Origin of the sequence: Streptomyces hyderabadensis (genome assembly GCF_020404845.1) — a bacterium.
GTDB lineage: Bacteria > Actinomycetota > Actinomycetes > Streptomycetales > Streptomycetaceae > Streptomyces > Streptomyces hyderabadensis.
Genome location: NZ_JAIOJZ010000020.1, coordinates 1 through 16,638, shown reverse-complemented (window position 1 = coordinate 16,638; position 16,638 = coordinate 1). Strand labels below are relative to the sequence as shown.

The window sequence follows — 16,638 nt, the reverse complement described above, 5'->3', positions numbered from 1 at the left end:
AACGGCTCAGGACTCCTTGACGGCGATGGTCTCCACCGTGTTCGCCACGTGCTCGAACGCGTCGGCCGCTTCCTCCAGCACGTCCACGATCTGCTTCAGCTTCAGCACCTCGATGGCCTCGTACTTGCCGTTGAAGAGGTGGGCGAGCAGCTTGCGGTGGATCTGGTCGGCCTGGTTCTCCAGCCGGTTGACCTCGATCCAGTACTCGGTGAGGTTGTCCATGGTGCGCAGGTTGGGCATGGCCTCGGCGGTCAGCTCGGCGGCCCGCGCCAGCACCTCGATCTGCTGCTCGACACCCTTGGGCAGTTCCTCGATGTTGTAGAGGACGACCAGGTCGACGGCCTCCTCCATGAAGTCCATGATGTCGTCGAGGGAGGAGGCGAGGTTGTAGATGTCCTCGCGGTCGAAGGGCGTGATGAACGAGGAGTTCAGCTGGTGGAAGATCGCGTGCGTGGCGTCGTCACCCGCGTGTTCGGCGGCCCGCATACGCTCTGCGATCTCGGCCCGGGCGGATGCGTCCGCCCCGAGCAGTTCCATCAGGAGCTTGGAGCCCGTGACGATGTTGTCCGCGGATGCGGCGAACATGTCGTAGAAGCTCGTCTCCCTGGGGGTCAGACGAAAGCGCACGTGGGGTCCTCGGGGTGCATCGGTTTCGGTCAGGCTGATGCTAGGCGCATCATCCGGCCACTGCTATCGGCCGTCCACCAGTGTCGCCCATCAGGCAGAGTGATGAGCAGGGGGGCGACGCCGGGCGCTCCGGCAAGGGCCCCCTACCCGGGAAAGTTCGTTACCATATACCCACCAGGGGTATATGTCCGTTATTGGAGGACGCGATGACGACCACCGAGGCCGGCGCGGGTGCGCCCTCCCCCGCCGTGGACCAGACGGTGCCGCAGACCGAGACGGACGGCACGGACATCGTGACCGACCACGACCGGGGCGTGCACGGCTACCACAAGCAGAAGGACGAGCACCTCAAGCGCCTGCGCCGGATCGAGGGCCAGATCCGCGGCCTGCAGCGGATGGTCGACGAGGACGTCTACTGCATCGACATACTGACCCAGGTCTCCGCCTCCACGAAGGCCCTGCAGTCCTTCGCGCTGCAGCTGCTGGAGGAGCACCTGCGCCACTGCGTCGCGGACGCGGCCCTCAAGGGCGGCAACGAGATCGACGCGAAGGTGGAAGAGGCGACAAAGGCGATCGGCCGCCTACTGCGCACGTGACCGCTCCTCGGCGACGCGCAGCACCTCGTCGATGCTCTCCAGGCTGAGCCGCTCCCGGGCGGCCGAGGCCGCGATGATCAGCTCGCCGCACAGCTCGATCTCGGCGAGGGCCACGTGGTCCTGAACCGCCGTACCGCCGACCGGAGCCACACGCGTCACCTCGTCTCTGCCGTCACCGACTTCCTAGAGTAGGGAGCGGCCTACACACCGCGCATGGCACGGAAGGGCTAGTTCTTGCCGTCGACCGCCGCACCGGAGCCCTCGCCCGCCGTGCCTGAGCCCTCGCCCGCCGTGCCCGGCTCGCCCTGCTCGCCCGGCTCGGCGGCGATCTTGCCGGCGTAGATGTCCCGGTCCTCCGGCAGCCGTACGCGTACGGCGGCGCCGAAGTCGTAGAGCAGCGTCGTCGAGGCGACGTCCACGATGCCGGTGCCGTCCTGGCGCCCGTTGGCGAAGCTGAAGCGGTGCCGGACCTTGCGGATACGGCCCTCGTCGTCGAGGTAGGCGTCGAAGGGCACCTCGGCGGTGGCGAACCCCTCGGCCGCCGCGGCCAGCGCCTTCCTGTTGCCGTCGGAGGCACCGCGTGCCGCCCGCGCGAGATCAGCCGTCCCCCGGTAGTGCCGCACCTCGGTCCCGGCCAGCTCCGTGCGCCCGACGAACGTCGCCGTCCGCGTCCCCCGCAGCACCTCGGCGGCGGCGAACGGATCCGTCGCGCCGCCGGTCACCAGGTTCCCGTCGGACAGCGAGTCGGTCGCCACCCGCACCCACTTGTCGTCGGGGACACCGGCGCCCCGGTTCTTCATGAACAGGGCACCCGGCGCGAGCAGCTCGGTGATCGGCCGGTGCTCACTCGCCCCCGCCGGATCCTGCGGCAGCCGCACCTTCAGCTGCCCGAGCCGCTCCTCGAAGTCGTACACACCCTCGCCCCGGATGGTCACCCGCGTCCCGCCGCTGGCCATCTGCATCGCGGTCCGCGCCTTGGCGCTCCCGGCGGCCACCAGCCGGTCGGCGGCCCGGTGCAGCACGGCGACCGGATCCCCGCCGTCCGCCCCCTGGACCGCGGCCCCCTGCCCCGAGCATCCGGAACCGGCCAGACAGACGCCGACCACACCGCAGGCGAGGGCGAGACCGCCGCCCGTCCGCCAGCTCCGCAGCTCCCGCTCCCGCCCGACCATCGCCACCTGCTGTCCCATGCCGTCACGCCCGTTCCGGACCCCCTGCCGTCCCGCTTAACGAGGGCCGGGCGACCCCGGTAACGTTGTGGGCGTGGCGCAGCAGGACGGTCCAGAAGCCCCCGCGGAATCCCCGGAACACCTCACGACGACGGTCGAACAAGGCCCCTTCTGCCTGGCCCGCTGCACCTGCGGCTGGCGAGGCCCGGCCCGCAGAGCCAGAAGCCAGGCCCGCACGGACGCCCAGACCCACACCACCGCCTAGCCGCAGCTGCGGGCAGTCGTGCCTCCCCCAGTGCCTGAACGGCCTGGGAGGTACCCCCAGGCGGCACGGGTGGGCGCAGCGGCACCCGCCCAGCGCGGCAAGCACTCCCCCGCCCGACACCCACGCCCTTCACGCGCCCCCGTACACGCCCGTACGCCCGTACACGCTCGTACGCCCGTACACCCATACACCCGGCGCACGGGAGCACACCGGGGAACCCCCACCCCCACACCCTCGTCTCCCCCCACGACCCCCACGGGACGCGGAGGCGACATGCACCGGCGCACCTTCCTGACCACCACCACGGCAACGGCCCTGGCGGCAACCACCCCCGCCTGCACCGGCAAGAACCAGACCACCGGCACCGACTCCAAGGCCACCGGAGCCACAACCACCACCACAGTCGGCAACAAGCCCACCACCCGCACCCCCACCCCCATCCCCACCCCCAGGGCCCCCGCCACCTGGTCCGCCCTCGCCGCTTCCCTGGACGGCCAACTCGTCCGCCCCGGCGACCGCGCCTGGAAAACGGCCCGCCAGCTCTACAACACCCGCTTCGACACCCTGAAGCCCACCGCCGTCGCCTACGCCGCCCACCCCGACGACATCCGCACCGCCCTCTCCTACGCCCGCGCCCACCACATCCCCGTGGCGATCCGCAACGGCGGCCACTCCTACGCCGGCTGGTCCTCCGGCGACGGCCGCCTGATCATCGACGTCTCGAAGCTGAACCGCGTCCGCGCCTCCGCCGGCGAGGCGGTCGTCGGCGCCGGCGCCAAGCTGATCGACGTCTACCGCGCCCTGGCCGCGAAGGGCGTGACCGTCCCCGCCGGTTCCTGCCCCACCGTCGGCGTCTCCGGCCTCACCCTCGGCGGCGGCCACGGCGTCGTCTCCCGCGCCTACGGCCTGACCTGCGACAGCCTCACCCGGGCCACCCTGGTCACGGCGGACGGCAAGGAGATCACCGCCGACGCGACGGGCGACCACAAGGACCTCTTCTGGGCGCTGCGCGGCGCGGGCAACGGCAACTTCGGCATCGTCACGGAGTTCCACTTCCGCACCCACCCCGCGCCCCGCGCCGTATCGGCGTACCTGACCTGGCCCTGGCGCAGGGCGGCGGCGGTCGTCCGCGCCTGGCAGGAGTGGGGCCCCGACCAGCCCGACGAGATCTGGTCCTCCCTCCACTTGGCCGCCGCCCCCGGCCGCACCCCCACCGTCTCGGTCGCCGCCTTCTCCCTCGGCACCTACGGCGAGCTGCAGAACGCCGTCGACCGCCTCGCCGACCGGGTCGGATCATCCGCGAGCAAGGTCTTGCTCAGGCGCCGCACGTACGAGGAGTCGATGGAGGTGTACGCGGGCTGCTCGTCCTTCTCGACCGACGCCCGCTGCCACCTGCCGGGTTCCGCCCCGGGCCACTCGCCGGAGGGCTCGCTCGGCCGCGAGACGTACGCGGCCCGCTCGGACTTCTTCGACCACTCGATCCCGCCGGCCGGCATCAAGACCCTGCTCGCCAAGCTCCCCCAGGTGCGCGGCGGCGCCGGCAGCATCGCGTTCACCGCACTCGGCGGCGCCGTGAACCGCGTCTCCCCGACGGCCACCGCGTTCGTCCACCGGCGCTCCCGGACGCTGGCCCAGTACCTCGTCTCGTGGCGGCCGGGCACGAACGGTACGGCGGCCCAGTCCTGGCTGAAATCCGCCCACGCGGCGATGCGCCCGTACGCCTCGGGCGCGGCCTACCAGAACTATCCGGACCCGACCCTGAAGGACTGGCGGAAGGCCTACTACGCAGACGCGGCCCCGCGTCTGGCGCGGCTGAAGCACCAGTACGACCCGGACCGCGTCTTCACCTACCCGCAGGCACTGTGACCGTCAGAGCGTCAGGCGGCGAGATCCCGCTCGCCCGACGCCTCGGCGGCACTCTCCTTGCGCGCCCCGGGGATCACCGCACCGCGCCCGGCGGCACCCGTCCGCCCCCGCGCGCTGACCAGCCACCCCACCCGGGGCGAACGCTCGACCGCCCGGGTCAGCGGCGTCAGCAGGGCCATGGCGACCGGCGACAGCAGCAGCGCGACCGCCGTACCGAGGGCGAACCCGCCCACGACGTCCGTCGGGTAGTGCACGCCCATGTAGACCCGGGCGAAGCCGCCGAAGAGCGCCAGCACGATGGCGGCGATCCCGAACTTCCGGTTGGCGACGAAGAGTCCGACCGCCAGGGCCATGCAGAGCGTGGCGTGGTCGCTCACGAAGGAGAAGTCGTTCTTCCCCTCCACCAGCACTTCGAGCCCGTCATGCGACTTGAAGGGCCGCGGCCGCTCGACGAACCCCCGTATCGGCACGTTGACCAGTACGGCGACCCCGGCGGCGAGCGGTGCCCACACCAGCGCGGCCACGTTCGAGGCAGCGTCCTCGCCGCCCCGCCGCCGCACACCCCACCAGCACCACAGCACCAGCAGCACGATCGCGAACAGCAGTCCGTACTCACCGACGAACTCCATGACCCGGTCGAACCAGTGCGGCGCGTCCTTGGCCAGGCCGTTGATGTCGTAGAGCAGCTCGACGTCGGGGTTCGACCCGGATTCGGCGAGTCCAGCCATGGTGCTGCGGCCCCTTCGTCATGTCCTCCGGCGCACCTGTCGCACGCCTCTTCTGCCACCCCCGTGGTCAGCTGTACGTCAACAGGAACGCACGTCCCCTGTTGATACGTTCCACACTCCACTGAATGATCACGCAGACGTTATCGAAGAGAGACACGTCGCCGCAGCTCAGGGCAGGGTTTCACGCTGAGTCCACACCCTCCCATTCACACCGTGGTGGGCAGCGCTTTCGCGCCATCCTCGGTCACCCGGGTGGCCCCGAAGTAGTCGGGAGTGTCGATCGGGTCGAACCGGATGACCGCCCCCGTCCGCGGCGCGTCGATCATGTACCCGCCGCCCACGTAGATCCCCACGTGCCGGATGGCCCGCGAGTTGGTGAGGTCGTCCGAGAAGAACACCAGGTCACCCGGCAGCAGTTCGTCCCGCCCGGGATGCGGCCCCGCGTTGTACTGGTCGTTGGCAACCCGCGGCAGCTTGATCCCCACACTCTCGTATGCCGCCTTGGTCAGCCCCGAACAGTCGAACCGCCCACCCTGGTCGGCCGTCCCGTTCCCACCCCACAGATACGGCGTCCCCAGCTTCTTCTGCGCATAGGCAATGGCCCCCGCAGCCTGCTCGGACGGATCAACCCGCCCGGCGGGCGCAGCGAAGCTCTTCTCCAGGGTCGTGATCACCTTGACGTAGTTCTGCGTCTCCTTGTACGGCGGCACACCCTGATACTTGATCACCGCATAGGCCCCGGCGTTGTAGGAGGCCAGCATGTTCTCGGTCGGATCGCCGGGCACGTCCTTCACGTACGAGGCGAGCGAGCAGTCGTACGACGCCGCCGACGGAATCGCGTCCGCCGGGTCCCACACGTCCCGGTCCCCGTCCCCGTCCCCGTCGATGCCGTGGGTGGCCCACGTCCCGGGGATGAACTGCGCTATCCCCTGCGCCGCCGCAGCGCTCCGGGCCTTCGGGTTGAACCCGCTCTCCTGGTACAACTGCGCCGCGAGCAGTGCGGGGTTGATGGCGGGACAGAGATTGCCCCACTTCTGGACGAGCGGCTGGTACGCCGCGGGCACGCTCCCCTTGGCGAGCTTCTTGGCCCCGCCGCCCGCACCGCCGGCCAGGTTCCCGGCGACGAGGTAGACACCCACGACGAGCAGCATCACGAAGCCCATCCCCAGGGCGACCGCGGCACCGGCTCCGACCCACATCTTGCGCATGCCCCAACCATCCCCCATGGGTGCACCGTTCAGTGCCGTTTCCCGGCCATGTCGCACGGCACCTGACCGCGTCGGCCGCGAACACCCGAAAGAGGTCCAACGACGGAACCGCGTGACAGGTTGCGCCCCCGCATCATTGCCCGGTGTAACCTCACGTGATACACAGAGTGACCATACGACTCTTCGCACACCGTTCCGCACCACCCGGCCAGGGCCCGGCGCGGACCGGTGGCAAGCTGTTCGTACGAAACCCGCCAATCAATGACGCCAAGTCGACATGCGACGGTGCCATTGTCGGCGACAATGAGGCTTGACCTCTGCATGTCCGCAGAGGGCGCGGAACTACCCAACAGGGGCGGTGACTTACATGCTCTTTGCGGCCGACGAGGGAGACATCAACACCATCATCGGGGGGATCGCTCCGGACTGGGGCCCCTTCGGCAGCCTGGGCAACGAGGCCAAGGTGATGATCGAGGTGGTGATGGCCGTCGCCATTCTGCTCTGCCTCGGCATCGCCATCTGGGGCGCCGCCAAGCAGCGCATCGGTGCCACCGCTCTGCGGGACACCTTCAGCGCGGAGCAGGGCAAGGGCCTGATCATCGCGGGGCTGACGGGCGTGTTCATCATCGGCTCGCTCGGCACGCTCTTCACCATCGTGTACGGGATGGCCGTGTAGCCCGGCACCCAACCGTTCCTCCCCCTCCATCCCACCCGCCCGTCGTGCCAACCGGCTGAGGTTGCGTTTCCCTGATGTCGAGTCATAACACCGCGCCCGAGCGGGAACCAGCACGGCTACCGTCGTACGTACACGGCCGACCCGACGTCGAGGGGGCGTACGCGGCATGAGTCTCGGAGACGATCACCAGTCGTCCGGCGATTACGGCGGCACCGGCCAGACCCGGCTCCGGCTGCCGGAGGAGGACGGCGGCCCCCGGCGCGGTAGCCGCTCCTCCTCCCGGAGCCTGGTCACCGTGGTCGGCGTCGTCGTCCTGCTCATCGCCGCGATCGCCTTCGCGAACCGTGGAGGAGACGATTCCGCATCCGCGGAGGGCGGCGACGGCGACAAGCCCAAGACGTCGGCGACGGCACCGTCGGGCACGCGCCCCGTACAGGCGGGCTTCGCCCATGACGAACAGGGAGCACAGAGCGCGGCGGCGAACTACGCGGTGACTCTCGTATCGGCCGACATCGTCAAGCCGGCCCTGCGGGACGACATCGTGCGGCGGGTCTTCGTCGCCGACAAACAGGCAGCTCTCGCCGACAAGTTCGACAAGGCCTACAGCGAAAAGTTCCTCAGCAGCATCGGCCTGGACAAGAACGGCAACGCCACAGGTGGCAACACCTACGTGTCGCGCACCATGCCGATCGGGACCAAGACCACGCAGTACTCCGACACGAACGCGACCGTGGACGTCTGGTGCACGGGGGTGTTCGGCACAGCGGGTGAAAAGACCACCACACCCGTCAGCAGCGACTGGTTCACCATGACCCTGCAGCTGCGCTGGGTGGGCGGCGACTGGAAGGTGGAGTCCTTCTCCCAGAAGGACGGCCCCGCGCCTGTCCCGGGCGACAACAAGGCCTCCAGCGCCGACGAGATGTCCAAGGCCGTCCAGGAGTACGGAGGGTTCACGTATGCCCGCTGACCAGCGCCGCGTACTCAAGGCCGCGACGGCCTTGACCGCCGTACAGACCACGCTCGTACTGGTCGCCACCCGTGCCGCAGCCGCCCCCACGCCGTCGCCGACCCCGTCGGACGACAACTGCGACCTCATCGTGGGCCCCGCCAAGGACTACTGCGAACGAGGCGAAGGCGGTGGTTCCGGGGGTGGCGGGTCAACGCCCGACACGCTCCCCAGCACCCTCGACCCCCTCTCCTCCCTCGCCAAGGGCTGTGCCGACGCCGCCGCCTGGACCGTCGACACGCTCAGTGACGCAGTCAAGAGCACCGCCGACGTCGACTTCACGAACGACACCTTCCTCAAGCAGTACGCCGTCGTCTTCGCGGCGTCCGCGTTCCTCACGCTCGTCCTGTGGCTGCTGGCCGTGGCCAAGCGTGCCGTCCGCGGCGTCCCGCTCACCACCGCGATCTCCGAGGCCGTCGGGTTCCTCTGGCTCACCGTCCTGGCGTCGGCCTTCACGCCGTTGATCCTGTACACGGTCGTGTCGGCCACCGACGCCGTCACCGACGTCCTGGCCAAGGGCACCGGCGACCAGACGGACACCTTCTTCGGCACGTTCTCCCAGGCGCTCAAGCAGGGCAACGACATCGGCGGCGGCCCGATCATGCTGATCCTGGTGTCCTTCGTGTCGATCGTCGCCGCCGGCGTCCTCTACCTGGAGCTGTACCTGCGCGCCGTCCTGCTCTACGTCGGCGCCCTGCTCGGCGTCGTCGTCTACGCCGGCCTGGTGGACAAGAACCTGTGGGGCCACGTCCGCCGCTGGGCCGGCATCATGATCGCGGTGATCATGGTCAAGCCGGTGATCGTCATCGTGCTGGGCCTGGCCGGCGCGCTGACCACGGAGGACGGGCCCGACTCCGTGGCCGCCATCGTGTCCGGCCTGGCCATCATCCTGCTCGCGATCTTCGCCTCGGCGATGATCTACCGCTTCGTCCCCGGCTTCGGCGACGAGATCGCCAACGGGCGCAACAACCGCATCATGCAGGGTGCCGAGGGCAAGGCCGCCGCCGTGATCAGCTCCCCGGCGAACCTGGTCGCCCAGGGCATCAGAACCCACAGCACCCGCAGCGGCGGCGACGGCGGCGGCGGCGGACAGTCCTCCTCCGCAGCCGCCCGCCCCTCCAACCCCGCCTCCGGCGGAGTCGCCGCGCACAGCTCGCGCCCCTCGAACGGCGGCGGCGGAAATGTCCCCTCCGCCGCACCCGCACCGCGCTCCGGCAGCCCGGTGAACACACCGCACGCAAGCAACACCCGCAACAGCAAGAGCACAGGAGGTGACGGGCGTTGACGACCGAGTCCCACATGTCCCATACGGTCACGCCCCGCCGTACGTATCTGATCGGCCGCGCCCGGCCGAACGCGATCGTCGGCCGCAACCGCGAGACCGGAGAGATCGCGCTGATCGTCGCGGGCGCGTTCCTCGGCATGATGTGCGGGCTGCTCGTCCCCGTCCTGTCCCTGCGCATCGTGCTGCTCGTCGGCTTCCCGATGCTCGCCCTGGCGGCGGTCTACGTGCCGTACAACCACCGCACGTTCTACCGGTGGTTCGAGATCAACCGCAGCTACAAGCGCACCCTCCGCAGGGGTACGACCTACCGTTCCGGCGCCATCGAGGCGGGCACGAGGATCGACGGCCGGGAGGTCGAGGTCGGGCCGCCGCCCGGCATCGGCCGCATCTCCTGGCTGGCGGCGCCCTTCGGGCCCGACGAGATCGCCGTACTGCTGCACGCCGACCGCAAGACGGTGACGGCCGCGATCGAGATCGAGGGCCCCGGCGTCGGACTGCGCGACTCCGAGGACCAGGAAGCCCTCGTCGACCGCTTCGGCACCCTGCTCAAGCACGTGGCCAACGGCGACGGCTTCGTCACCCGCATCCAGATGCTCGCCCGCACCCTCCCGGCCGACCCCGACGCACACGCCAAGGACGTCGCCCAGCGCGGCGACGACAGGTCACCGGCGTGGCTGCAGCAGTCGTACGACCAGCTCCAGTCGATGGTGTCGACCAGCAGCGAGCAGCACCGCGCCTATCTGATCGCCTGCATGCACTACAACCGCGAGCTGGCCGCCGAGGCCCACACCATGGCCCGCGCCGCCCGCCCGCACACCGGGCGCAAACTGGACCGGGACGCCGGACTCGCGGTCGTGATGGCGCGCGAGCTGACCGACATCTGCTCCCGCCTCCAGGAAGCCGACATCCGCGTACGCCAGCCGCTGGGCCAGGGCCGGCTCGCCTCCCTGATCCACGCCATGTACGACCCGGACCATCCCATCGACCACATCCAGGCGATGACCAAGCGCAATGCCTGGCCGGCCGAGCTGGACGCCATGGAGCCCACCTACCTCCAGGCCAAGACCAGGGAGTCCGCGACCCGCGCCCCCTGGTGCCACGCCACCGCCTGGATCAAGGAGTGGCCGATGACCCCGGTGGGCGTCAACTTCCTGGCGCCGCTCCTCGTCCACACCCCGGACGTGATCCGCACCGTCGCCGTGACGATGGACCTCGAACCCACCGAGGTCGCCATCGAACGCATGCTGACCGAGAAGACGAACGACGACGCCGAGGCGTCCCGCGCCGCCAAGATGAACCGGACCGTGGACCCCCGCGACATCGCCGCCCACGGCCGCCTCGACCAGCGCGGCGAGGACCTCGCCAGTGGCGCGGCCGGCGTCAACCTGGTCGGCTACATCACCGTCTCCTCCCGTTCCCCCGAGGCGCTGGCCCGCGACAAGCGGACGATAAGGGCCTCGGCCGGAAAGTCGTACCTGAAACTGGAGTGGTGCGACCGTGAGCACCATCGCGCCTTCGTGAACACTCTTCCGTTCGCCACCGGCATCCGAAGGTAGGGGCTGAGCCTGATGCGGGACCCGCTGACCGTCCTCACCGACGCCTTCACGTCCTTCCTGTTCGGGAAGGTGGAGACGACCCGCCTCCCCGTCCGCACGTCCACCGGCCAGGCCCAGGCCGTCTACCTGCCCACGGCCGCCCCCGGCCTCGGCGACTCCGGCGTGATCATCGGCCGCGAGGTCTACTCCGGCAAGGGCTACATCTACGACCCCTTCCAGCTCTACGGCCAGCAGCTGCCCGCCCCGCACTGGCTCGTGCTGGGCGAGTCCGGCAACGGCAAGTCGGCCCTGGAGAAGACGTACGTCCTGCGCCAGCTCCGCTTCCGCGACCGCCAGGTCGTCGTCCTGGACGCCCAGGGCGAGGACGGCGTCGGCGAGTGGAACCTCATCGCCGAGGAGCTGGGCATAACTCCCATCCGCCTCGACCCGATGGCCGCCCTGGACCACGGCATCCGCCTCAACCCGCTCGACCCGGCGATCACGACGACGGGCCAGCTCGCGCTGCTCCGCACGATCATCGAGGTCGCCATGGGCCACGGCCTGGACGAGCGTTCCGGCTTCGCCCTCAAGGTCGCGCACGCCTACGTCAACGAGACCATCGTCGAACGCCAGCCGGTCCTCACCGACATCGTCGAGCGGCTCCGCCACCCCGAGCCGGAGTCCGCCGAGGCGATGAACGTCGCCATAGACGACGTACGGGCCTGGGGCCTGGACGTGGCGCTGGTGCTGGACCGCCTCGTCGACGGCGACCTGCGCGGCATGTTCGACGGCCCGACGACCGTCGGCATCGACCTCGACGCACCGCTGATCGTCTTCGACCTCTCCCACATCGACCGCAACTCCATCGCCATGCCCATCCTCATGGCCATCGTGGGCGTCTGGCTGGAGCACACCTGGATCCGGCCGGACCGGAAGAAGCGCATCTTCCTGGTCGAGGAGGCCTGGCACATCATCAACAGCCCGTTCGTGGCGCAGCTGTTCCAGCGGCTCCTGAAGTTCGGGCGCCGACTGGGTCTGTCGTTCGTGGCGGTGGTGCACCACCTGTCCGACGTCGTCGACGGGGCGGCCGCCAGAGAGGCCGCCGCCATCCTCAAGATGGCCTCCACCCGCACCATCTACGCCCAGAAGGCCGACGAGGCACGGGCCACCGGGCGCGTCCTCGGCCTGCCCCGCTGGGCGGTGGAGATCATCCCGTCCCTCACCCCCGGCATCGCGGTGTGGGACGTCAACGGGAACGTCCAGGTGGTCAAGCACCTCATCACCGAGACCGAACGCCCCCTGGTCTTCACCGACCGCGCGATGACCGAGTCGTCCTCCGATCTGACCGACGACGCCCTGCGGGCCGCCGAGCTGGAGGCGGAGGAGCGGGCGGCCGCGTTCATGGAGCAGCACATCGGCGACTCGTCGGAATCGACGGTGGCTTAGCACGACGGCGGCACAGCACGAGAGACGGAGAGGCACCGGACGCATGAGACCGGACGACCGCCGCGACCAGCGGCCGGCCCAGGGCGGCATCCCCGACGGCCTGCTGATCGGCATACTGGCCTTCCTCCTCGGCATGACCCTGCTGGTGTGGACGGCGACCGGCCTGTCCGCCCTGTTCGCGCACGGCTCCTGGCCCGACGGCGTCAGCTTCACCGGCACCCCGCAGGCCATGCGCCAGCTGATCGCCCAGCCCCACGACATCCCCGGCGCCTGGCCGGACGCCCCTCGGGCGGCGCTCTCCGGGTACGGGCTGTTCTGGGGGCTGTTCATCGGCCAGTTGATGGTGCTGGTGGTACTCACGGTGTTCGTCATGGGCACGGTCGCCCGGTGGCGCGCGGTACGGCAGCGACGGCGCGAGGTGCCGGCGGCGGCACCGGCACCGGCACCGGCAGCGCAGGAGCAGCCGGTCGGGGAGCCCCGAGTCCGGGAAGCACCGGTACACGAGGTACCGGTAAGCGAGGTACCGGTAAGTGAGGTACCGGTGCACGAGGTGCCCACCCCCAGGGCGCCGCAACAAGCCCCGGCTCCGGAAACCGAGCCCCTGGCCGCTGTGTCCAACGGCAAGCGAGTGGGCGGGTGGGAAACCAACCGCGCCGAAGGCGGGGTGCACTACGGCCCAAGGGAAGGCCGCCACTCAGCAGCCGTCCAAACCCTGCGGGACGCAGAAGGCGCCGCCCTCGTCATCACCTCCAACCCGGCCCTCTGGTCGGACACCAAGGACGCCCGCGCGAAACTCGGCCCCGCCCACCTCTACGACCCGAACCACCTCTGCGACACCCCGGCCCGCTTCCACTGGTCCCCCACCGCGGGCTGCGAGGACAGAGAGACGGCCACCGCCAGAGCCGCCGCGCTGCTCACCCCGGTCCGCCCCACCGCCCGCCTCGACCAGGCGGTCGGCGACACGGCCGAACTGCTGCTGCGCAGCTACCTCCACGCCGCCGCCATCGACGGCCGCACCATCCGCCACGTCCACCGCTGGTCCCAGGGCCTCCAGGTGCAGGACGCCGTCCGCATCCTGCGCACCCATCCCAAGGCCGCCCCCGGTTCCGCGGGAGAACTCGAAGGGTCCCTCACCGCCCACCCCGAACGCCGGGACATGGCCCAGCAGCTGACCGCCCGGGCCCTGGCCGCGCTCTCCACGGTCAATATCCGCGAGGCCTGCACTCCCAACCGAAATGATGCCCTCGCCTTGGATTCCTTCGTCCACGAACAGGGAACCCTTTACGTGGTGGGTGAATCCATCGAGGACCCCCGCACGAGCCCGGGCGCGATGCCGCTGCTGACGGCGCTCGTCTCCAGCGTGGTCGAGCGCGGCCGGCGCATGGCCGAACGGTCATCCTCCGGTCGCCTCGACCCACCACTGACGCTCGTCCTGGACGACGTCGCGGCCGTGGCCCCGCTCCCCCAGCTCCCGGAGCTGCTCGCCACCGGGACCGACCTCGGCATGCCGACCCTGGCCCTGCTCCGCTCCCGCGAACAGGGCCGCGCCCGCTGGCCGCACGACGAACTCCCCGTCTGACCGCGGCACGGGACGAATCAGCGCTCCAGCACGTACTCCAACTCGTGGTCGCCGGGCCCGCCCTCCAGCGGCACCGTCCGCCCGCTCGGCACGAACCCGGCCTTGCGGTAGGCGCCCCGCGCCCGCCCGTTGTCCGGGTGCACGATGAGCCGCACCCGCTCCAGACCACTCGCCCAGGCCCACTCCAGACCGGCGTCGAACAGCGCCTTCGTCAGCCCGCTCCCGCGCCACTCGGGCCGTACGAACACCCCGACGACGTGCCCCTGCCGCCGGTCCACCGGGAACCCGGCCCAGTCCGTCGTGCCGGCCTCCTCCACGATCACGGTCAGCGTGCCGAGCCACAGCCCGCCGGGCCCGACGGCGACGAGCTGCTGCGCTCCGGAAGCCCCCTCGCTGCCCATGGCCGCCCGCTCCTGCCAGAAGGAGTCCGGCCGCGCCGCCGCGTTCTGGTACGTCTCCAGGTACGCGAGGTCCGCGACGGGGTCCTGCAGGGCCCGCAGCCGCAGCTCCTTCACCGCGGGCCACTCGTCGGCGCGTATGGAGCGGATCACGTAGTCACCGGGGACCGAGGCACTCATGCCGGTCACCGTAATACCCGGGTACTACGCTCCTCACCTCATATACGGCCCCCAGGCGGACGCCCGCGTCGCCCCCATCCCCGACCATGGTCGGATGCAGCCCGTGAAGCCGGTGCCGGAAGACCGAGCCGCCGAACCCCTCACCGAGTACGTCCAGCGTGTCAACCGGCGGATCCGTTCCTTCGACCACCGTCATCCGCTCGTGTGGGACCTCCACCTCACCGGCTTCTGGGTACTGGCCGCCCTGATCGACGCCACCAGCGGCGGCTGGGACAACGTCGCCCACAACCCCGACGTGCCCTTCGGCCTCGTCCTCGTCCTCAGCGTCGCCCTCTCCGTCCCCCTCCTCTGGCGCCGCAGCCACCCCGCGACCGCCCTCCTCATCACCCTGCCTCCGGCACTGGTGAGCGCCTGGTCGGGCGCCGCCCTGCAGGCCGCCCTGCTCCAACTCCTCCTCGTCCACCACATCGCCCTGCGGCTGCCGCTGCGCAACCTCTGGTGGGCGGTGACCCTGGCGACCGTTCCGGCCTGTGTCACGGTCGTCCGCTACGGCGACAGCGCGGGCTCCTGGAACCAGCAGGTCGGCTCGCACCTCGTGTCCCTCGGCGTGGCCGTGCTCATCGGCATCACCGTGCGCACCCGTCGCGACTACACAGCCGCCCTTGAGGACCGCGCCCGCCGCCTGGAGACCGAACGCGACCAGCAGGTCAGGCTCGCCGCGGCGGCCGAACGCGCGCGCATAGCCCGGGAGATGCACGACATCATCGGACACAACCTCTCCGTCATCACCGGCCTCGCCGACGGCGGCCGCTACGCCGCCGCCAAGTCCCCCGACCGCGCCGCCCAGGCCCTCGACGCCATCGGCACGACTAGCCGCCAGGCCCTCGGCGAACTCCGCCGCCTCCTGGACATCCTGCGCGACGACGACCAGGACGGCGGCGCCGGCCAGGCACCCGAACTGGCCCCGCAGCCCGCCCTCACCGACCTCGACCGCCTCCTGGACGGCGTCCGCCAGGCCGGCCTGCCCGTCCGCACCACCATCAAGGGCGAGCCCGCACTCCCCGAGGGCCGCCAGCTCACGCTCTACCGCGTCATCCAGGAAGCCCTCACCAACACCCTCAAGCACGCCGGCCCCGACGCCACCGCCCACATCGACCTCTCCTACGAGGCGGGCGGCGCCGTCACCCTCACCGTCACCGACACCGGCCGAACCACCCCGCTCCCGTCCCCCGCGCTCTCCGGCGGCCGCGGCCTGCCCGGGATGCGCGAACGAACCTCCCTGTACGGGGGCACACTTGAGGCCGGCCCCCGCCCGGCCCCCGAGCAGGGCTGGCGCGTCCATCTGCACCTACCGGAGGAATCCCCGCAGTGACCACCGTCCTCATCGCCGACGACCAGCCCCTCCAGCGCTTCGGTTTCCGCATGCTCCTGGAGAGCCAGGACGACATGACGGTCGTCGGCGAGGCGTCCAACGGCGCGGAAGCGACCCGGATGACGACCGAACTCCACCCGGACGTCGTCCTCATGGACGTCCGCATGCCCGGCCTGGACGGCATCGAGGCGACCCGTCGCATCGTCGCGGGCGGCGGCCGCACCCGCGTCCTCATCCTCACCACCTTCGACCTGGACGAGTACGCCTACTCCGGCCTGCGCGCCGGCGCCTCCGGCTTCCTCGTCAAGGACGCCCAGCCGGAGGAACTCCTCTCCGGCATCCGCGCGGTGGCCACGGGCGACGCCGTGGTCGCCCCCAGCCTGACCCGCCGCCTCCTCGACGCATACGTCCACCACCTGCCGGCCGCCACCACCACCCCGGCGGTCTCCCCCGATCCGCGCCTGTCCCCGCTCACCGACCGGGAGACCGAGATCCTGCGCGTCATGGGCCAGGGCTGGACCAACACGGAGATAGCCGAGCGTCTCCACCTCGCCGAGTCGACGGTGAAGACCCACGTGGGCCGCATCCTGGCCAAGACGGGCTCGAGGGACCGCGTCCAGGCCGTCATCCTGGCCTACGAAACGAAGCTGGTGGGCTAGGGATGGAACGGGGCCAGGGATTGATCGGGGGGAAAAACGCAGA

General features: G+C 70.6%; 17 protein-coding genes. 11 read left to right on the top strand and 6 right to left on the bottom strand.

Annotated elements, in window-relative coordinates:
• Window positions 1-6: 6 nt before the first annotated feature.
• Entirely contained in the window at window positions 7-627 is a 621-nt protein-coding gene (locus K7854_RS17320; protein WP_030403626.1) for a DUF47 domain-containing protein, read from the bottom strand.
• A 206-nt stretch (window positions 628-833) separates the two neighbouring features.
• Between K7854_RS17320 and K7854_RS17315 the strand changes: the two genes are divergently transcribed.
• Window positions 834-1,223 (top strand): metal-sensitive transcriptional regulator, encoded by a 390-nt coding sequence (locus tag K7854_RS17315; RefSeq protein WP_226027426.1) that lies wholly within the window; start codon window positions 834-836, stop codon window positions 1,221-1,223.
• Here the strand turns inward: K7854_RS17315 and K7854_RS17310 are convergent.
• Together K7854_RS17310 and K7854_RS17305 are read right to left on the bottom strand one after the other, a co-directional pair.
• Entirely contained in the window at window positions 1,209-1,373 is a 165-nt protein-coding gene (locus K7854_RS17310) for a hypothetical protein (protein WP_007451049.1), read from the bottom strand. The two genes, K7854_RS17315 and K7854_RS17310, sit on opposite strands and share 15 nt — an antisense overlap.
• Window positions 1,374-1,450: 77 nt before the next feature.
• Window positions 1,451-2,395: an SCO4651 family lipoprotein gene (locus K7854_RS17305; protein WP_226027523.1), complete on the bottom strand. Its 945-nt coding sequence runs from the start codon at window positions 2,393-2,395 to the stop codon at window positions 1,451-1,453.
• A 91-nt stretch (window positions 2,396-2,486) separates the two neighbouring features.
• On the opposite strand from K7854_RS17305, the gene K7854_RS17300 reads away from it, so the two are divergent.
• Together K7854_RS17300 and K7854_RS17295 are read left to right on the top strand one after the other, a co-directional pair.
• A complete protein-coding gene (locus tag K7854_RS17300) occupies window positions 2,487-2,657 on the top strand; it encodes a hypothetical protein (protein WP_226027425.1) in 171 nt (56 codons plus the stop codon).
• A 273-nt stretch (window positions 2,658-2,930) separates the two neighbouring features.
• Window positions 2,931-4,523: an FAD-binding oxidoreductase gene (locus tag K7854_RS17295; protein WP_226027424.1), complete on the top strand. Its 1,593-nt coding sequence runs from the start codon at window positions 2,931-2,933 to the stop codon at window positions 4,521-4,523.
• An 11-nt stretch (window positions 4,524-4,534) separates the two neighbouring features.
• Here K7854_RS17295 and K7854_RS17290 read toward each other — a convergent pair whose 3' ends face one another.
• Window positions 4,535-5,251: a phosphatase PAP2 family protein gene (locus K7854_RS17290; protein WP_226027423.1), complete on the bottom strand. Its 717-nt coding sequence runs from the start codon at window positions 5,249-5,251 to the stop codon at window positions 4,535-4,537.
• A 206-nt stretch (window positions 5,252-5,457) separates the two neighbouring features.
• On the bottom strand, window positions 5,458-6,477 hold the full coding sequence (locus K7854_RS17285) for a C40 family peptidase (RefSeq protein ID WP_226027522.1): 1,020 nt from the start codon (window positions 6,475-6,477) through the stop codon (window positions 5,458-5,460).
• Between the two features lie 349 nt (window positions 6,478-6,826).
• Between K7854_RS17285 and K7854_RS17280 the strand changes: the two genes are divergently transcribed.
• From K7854_RS17280 to K7854_RS17255, 6 genes are all read left to right on the top strand, one after another.
• A complete protein-coding gene (locus K7854_RS17280) occupies window positions 6,827-7,135 on the top strand; it encodes a DUF8827 family protein (RefSeq protein WP_019526682.1) in 309 nt (102 codons plus the stop codon).
• A gap of 166 nt (window positions 7,136-7,301) precedes the next feature.
• Window positions 7,302-8,102 carry a DUF8175 domain-containg protein gene (locus K7854_RS17275; RefSeq protein ID WP_226027422.1) on the top strand — a complete coding sequence of 267 codons (801 nt, stop codon included), beginning with the start codon at window positions 7,302-7,304 and terminating at the stop codon, window positions 8,100-8,102.
• Window positions 8,092-9,426 carry a hypothetical protein gene (locus tag K7854_RS17270; RefSeq protein WP_226027421.1) on the top strand — a complete coding sequence of 445 codons (1,335 nt, stop codon included), beginning with the start codon at window positions 8,092-8,094 and terminating at the stop codon, window positions 9,424-9,426. Before K7854_RS17275 ends, K7854_RS17270 begins: the two co-directional genes overlap by 11 nt.
• 14 nt (window positions 9,427-9,440) lie before the next feature.
• Window positions 9,441-10,982 (top strand): SCO6880 family protein, encoded by a 1,542-nt coding sequence (locus K7854_RS17265; protein ID WP_372481041.1) that lies wholly within the window; start codon window positions 9,441-9,443, stop codon window positions 10,980-10,982.
• A 12-nt stretch (window positions 10,983-10,994) separates the two neighbouring features.
• Entirely contained in the window at window positions 10,995-12,407 is a 1,413-nt protein-coding gene (locus tag K7854_RS17260; protein WP_226027419.1) for an ATP-binding protein, read from the top strand.
• 43 nt (window positions 12,408-12,450) lie between these two features.
• Complete coding sequence (locus tag K7854_RS17255) at window positions 12,451-13,986, top strand: type IV secretory system conjugative DNA transfer family protein (protein ID WP_226027418.1); 1,536 nt, start codon at window positions 12,451-12,453, stop codon at window positions 13,984-13,986.
• 17 nt (window positions 13,987-14,003) lie between these two features.
• Here the strand turns inward: K7854_RS17255 and K7854_RS17250 are convergent, their stop codons facing one another.
• Window positions 14,004-14,564: a GNAT family N-acetyltransferase gene (locus tag K7854_RS17250; protein ID WP_226027417.1), complete on the bottom strand. Its 561-nt coding sequence runs from the start codon at window positions 14,562-14,564 to the stop codon at window positions 14,004-14,006.
• A 94-nt stretch (window positions 14,565-14,658) separates the two neighbouring features.
• Between K7854_RS17250 and K7854_RS17245 the strand changes: the two genes are divergently transcribed.
• Together K7854_RS17245 and K7854_RS17240 are read left to right on the top strand one after the other, a co-directional pair.
• Window positions 14,659-15,936 carry a sensor histidine kinase gene (locus tag K7854_RS17245; RefSeq protein WP_226027416.1) on the top strand — a complete coding sequence of 426 codons (1,278 nt, stop codon included), beginning with the start codon at window positions 14,659-14,661 and terminating at the stop codon, window positions 15,934-15,936.
• Window positions 15,933-16,595 (top strand): response regulator, encoded by a 663-nt coding sequence (locus K7854_RS17240; RefSeq protein WP_226027415.1) that lies wholly within the window; start codon window positions 15,933-15,935, stop codon window positions 16,593-16,595. The genes K7854_RS17245 and K7854_RS17240 overlap by 4 nt, the downstream gene beginning before the upstream one ends.
• Window positions 16,596-16,638 lie beyond the last annotated feature (43 nt).

Bases quoted from the DNA above. Each gene is read 5' to 3' on its own strand.
- K7854_RS17275 (WP_226027422.1), top strand. From the start codon at position 7,302: ATGAGTCTCGGAGACGATCACCAGTCGTCCGGCGATTACGGCGGCACC.
- K7854_RS17315 (WP_226027426.1), top strand. From the start codon at position 834: ATGACGACCACCGAGGCCGGCGCGGGTGCGCCCTCCCCCGCCGTGGAC.
- K7854_RS17255 (WP_226027418.1), top strand. From the start codon at position 12,451: ATGAGACCGGACGACCGCCGCGACCAGCGGCCGGCCCAGGGCGGCATC.
- K7854_RS17250 (WP_226027417.1), bottom strand. From the start codon at position 14,564: ATGAGTGCCTCGGTCCCCGGTGACTACGTGATCCGCTCCATACGCGCC.
- K7854_RS17285 (WP_226027522.1), bottom strand. From the start codon at position 6,477: ATGGGGGATGGTTGGGGCATGCGCAAGATGTGGGTCGGAGCCGGTGCC.
- K7854_RS17280 (WP_019526682.1), top strand. From the start codon at position 6,827: ATGCTCTTTGCGGCCGACGAGGGAGACATCAACACCATCATCGGGGGG.
- K7854_RS17290 (WP_226027423.1), bottom strand. From the start codon at position 5,251: ATGGCTGGACTCGCCGAATCCGGGTCGAACCCCGACGTCGAGCTGCTC.
- K7854_RS17245 (WP_226027416.1), top strand. From the start codon at position 14,659: ATGCAGCCCGTGAAGCCGGTGCCGGAAGACCGAGCCGCCGAACCCCTC.
- K7854_RS17305 (WP_226027523.1), bottom strand. From the start codon at position 2,395: ATGGTCGGGCGGGAGCGGGAGCTGCGGAGCTGGCGGACGGGCGGCGGT.
- K7854_RS17260 (WP_226027419.1), top strand. From the start codon at position 10,995: ATGCGGGACCCGCTGACCGTCCTCACCGACGCCTTCACGTCCTTCCTG.
- K7854_RS17265 (WP_372481041.1), top strand. From the start codon at position 9,441: ATGTCCCATACGGTCACGCCCCGCCGTACGTATCTGATCGGCCGCGCC.
- K7854_RS17270 (WP_226027421.1), top strand. From the start codon at position 8,092: ATGCCCGCTGACCAGCGCCGCGTACTCAAGGCCGCGACGGCCTTGACC.
- K7854_RS17295 (WP_226027424.1), top strand. From the start codon at position 2,931: ATGCACCGGCGCACCTTCCTGACCACCACCACGGCAACGGCCCTGGCG.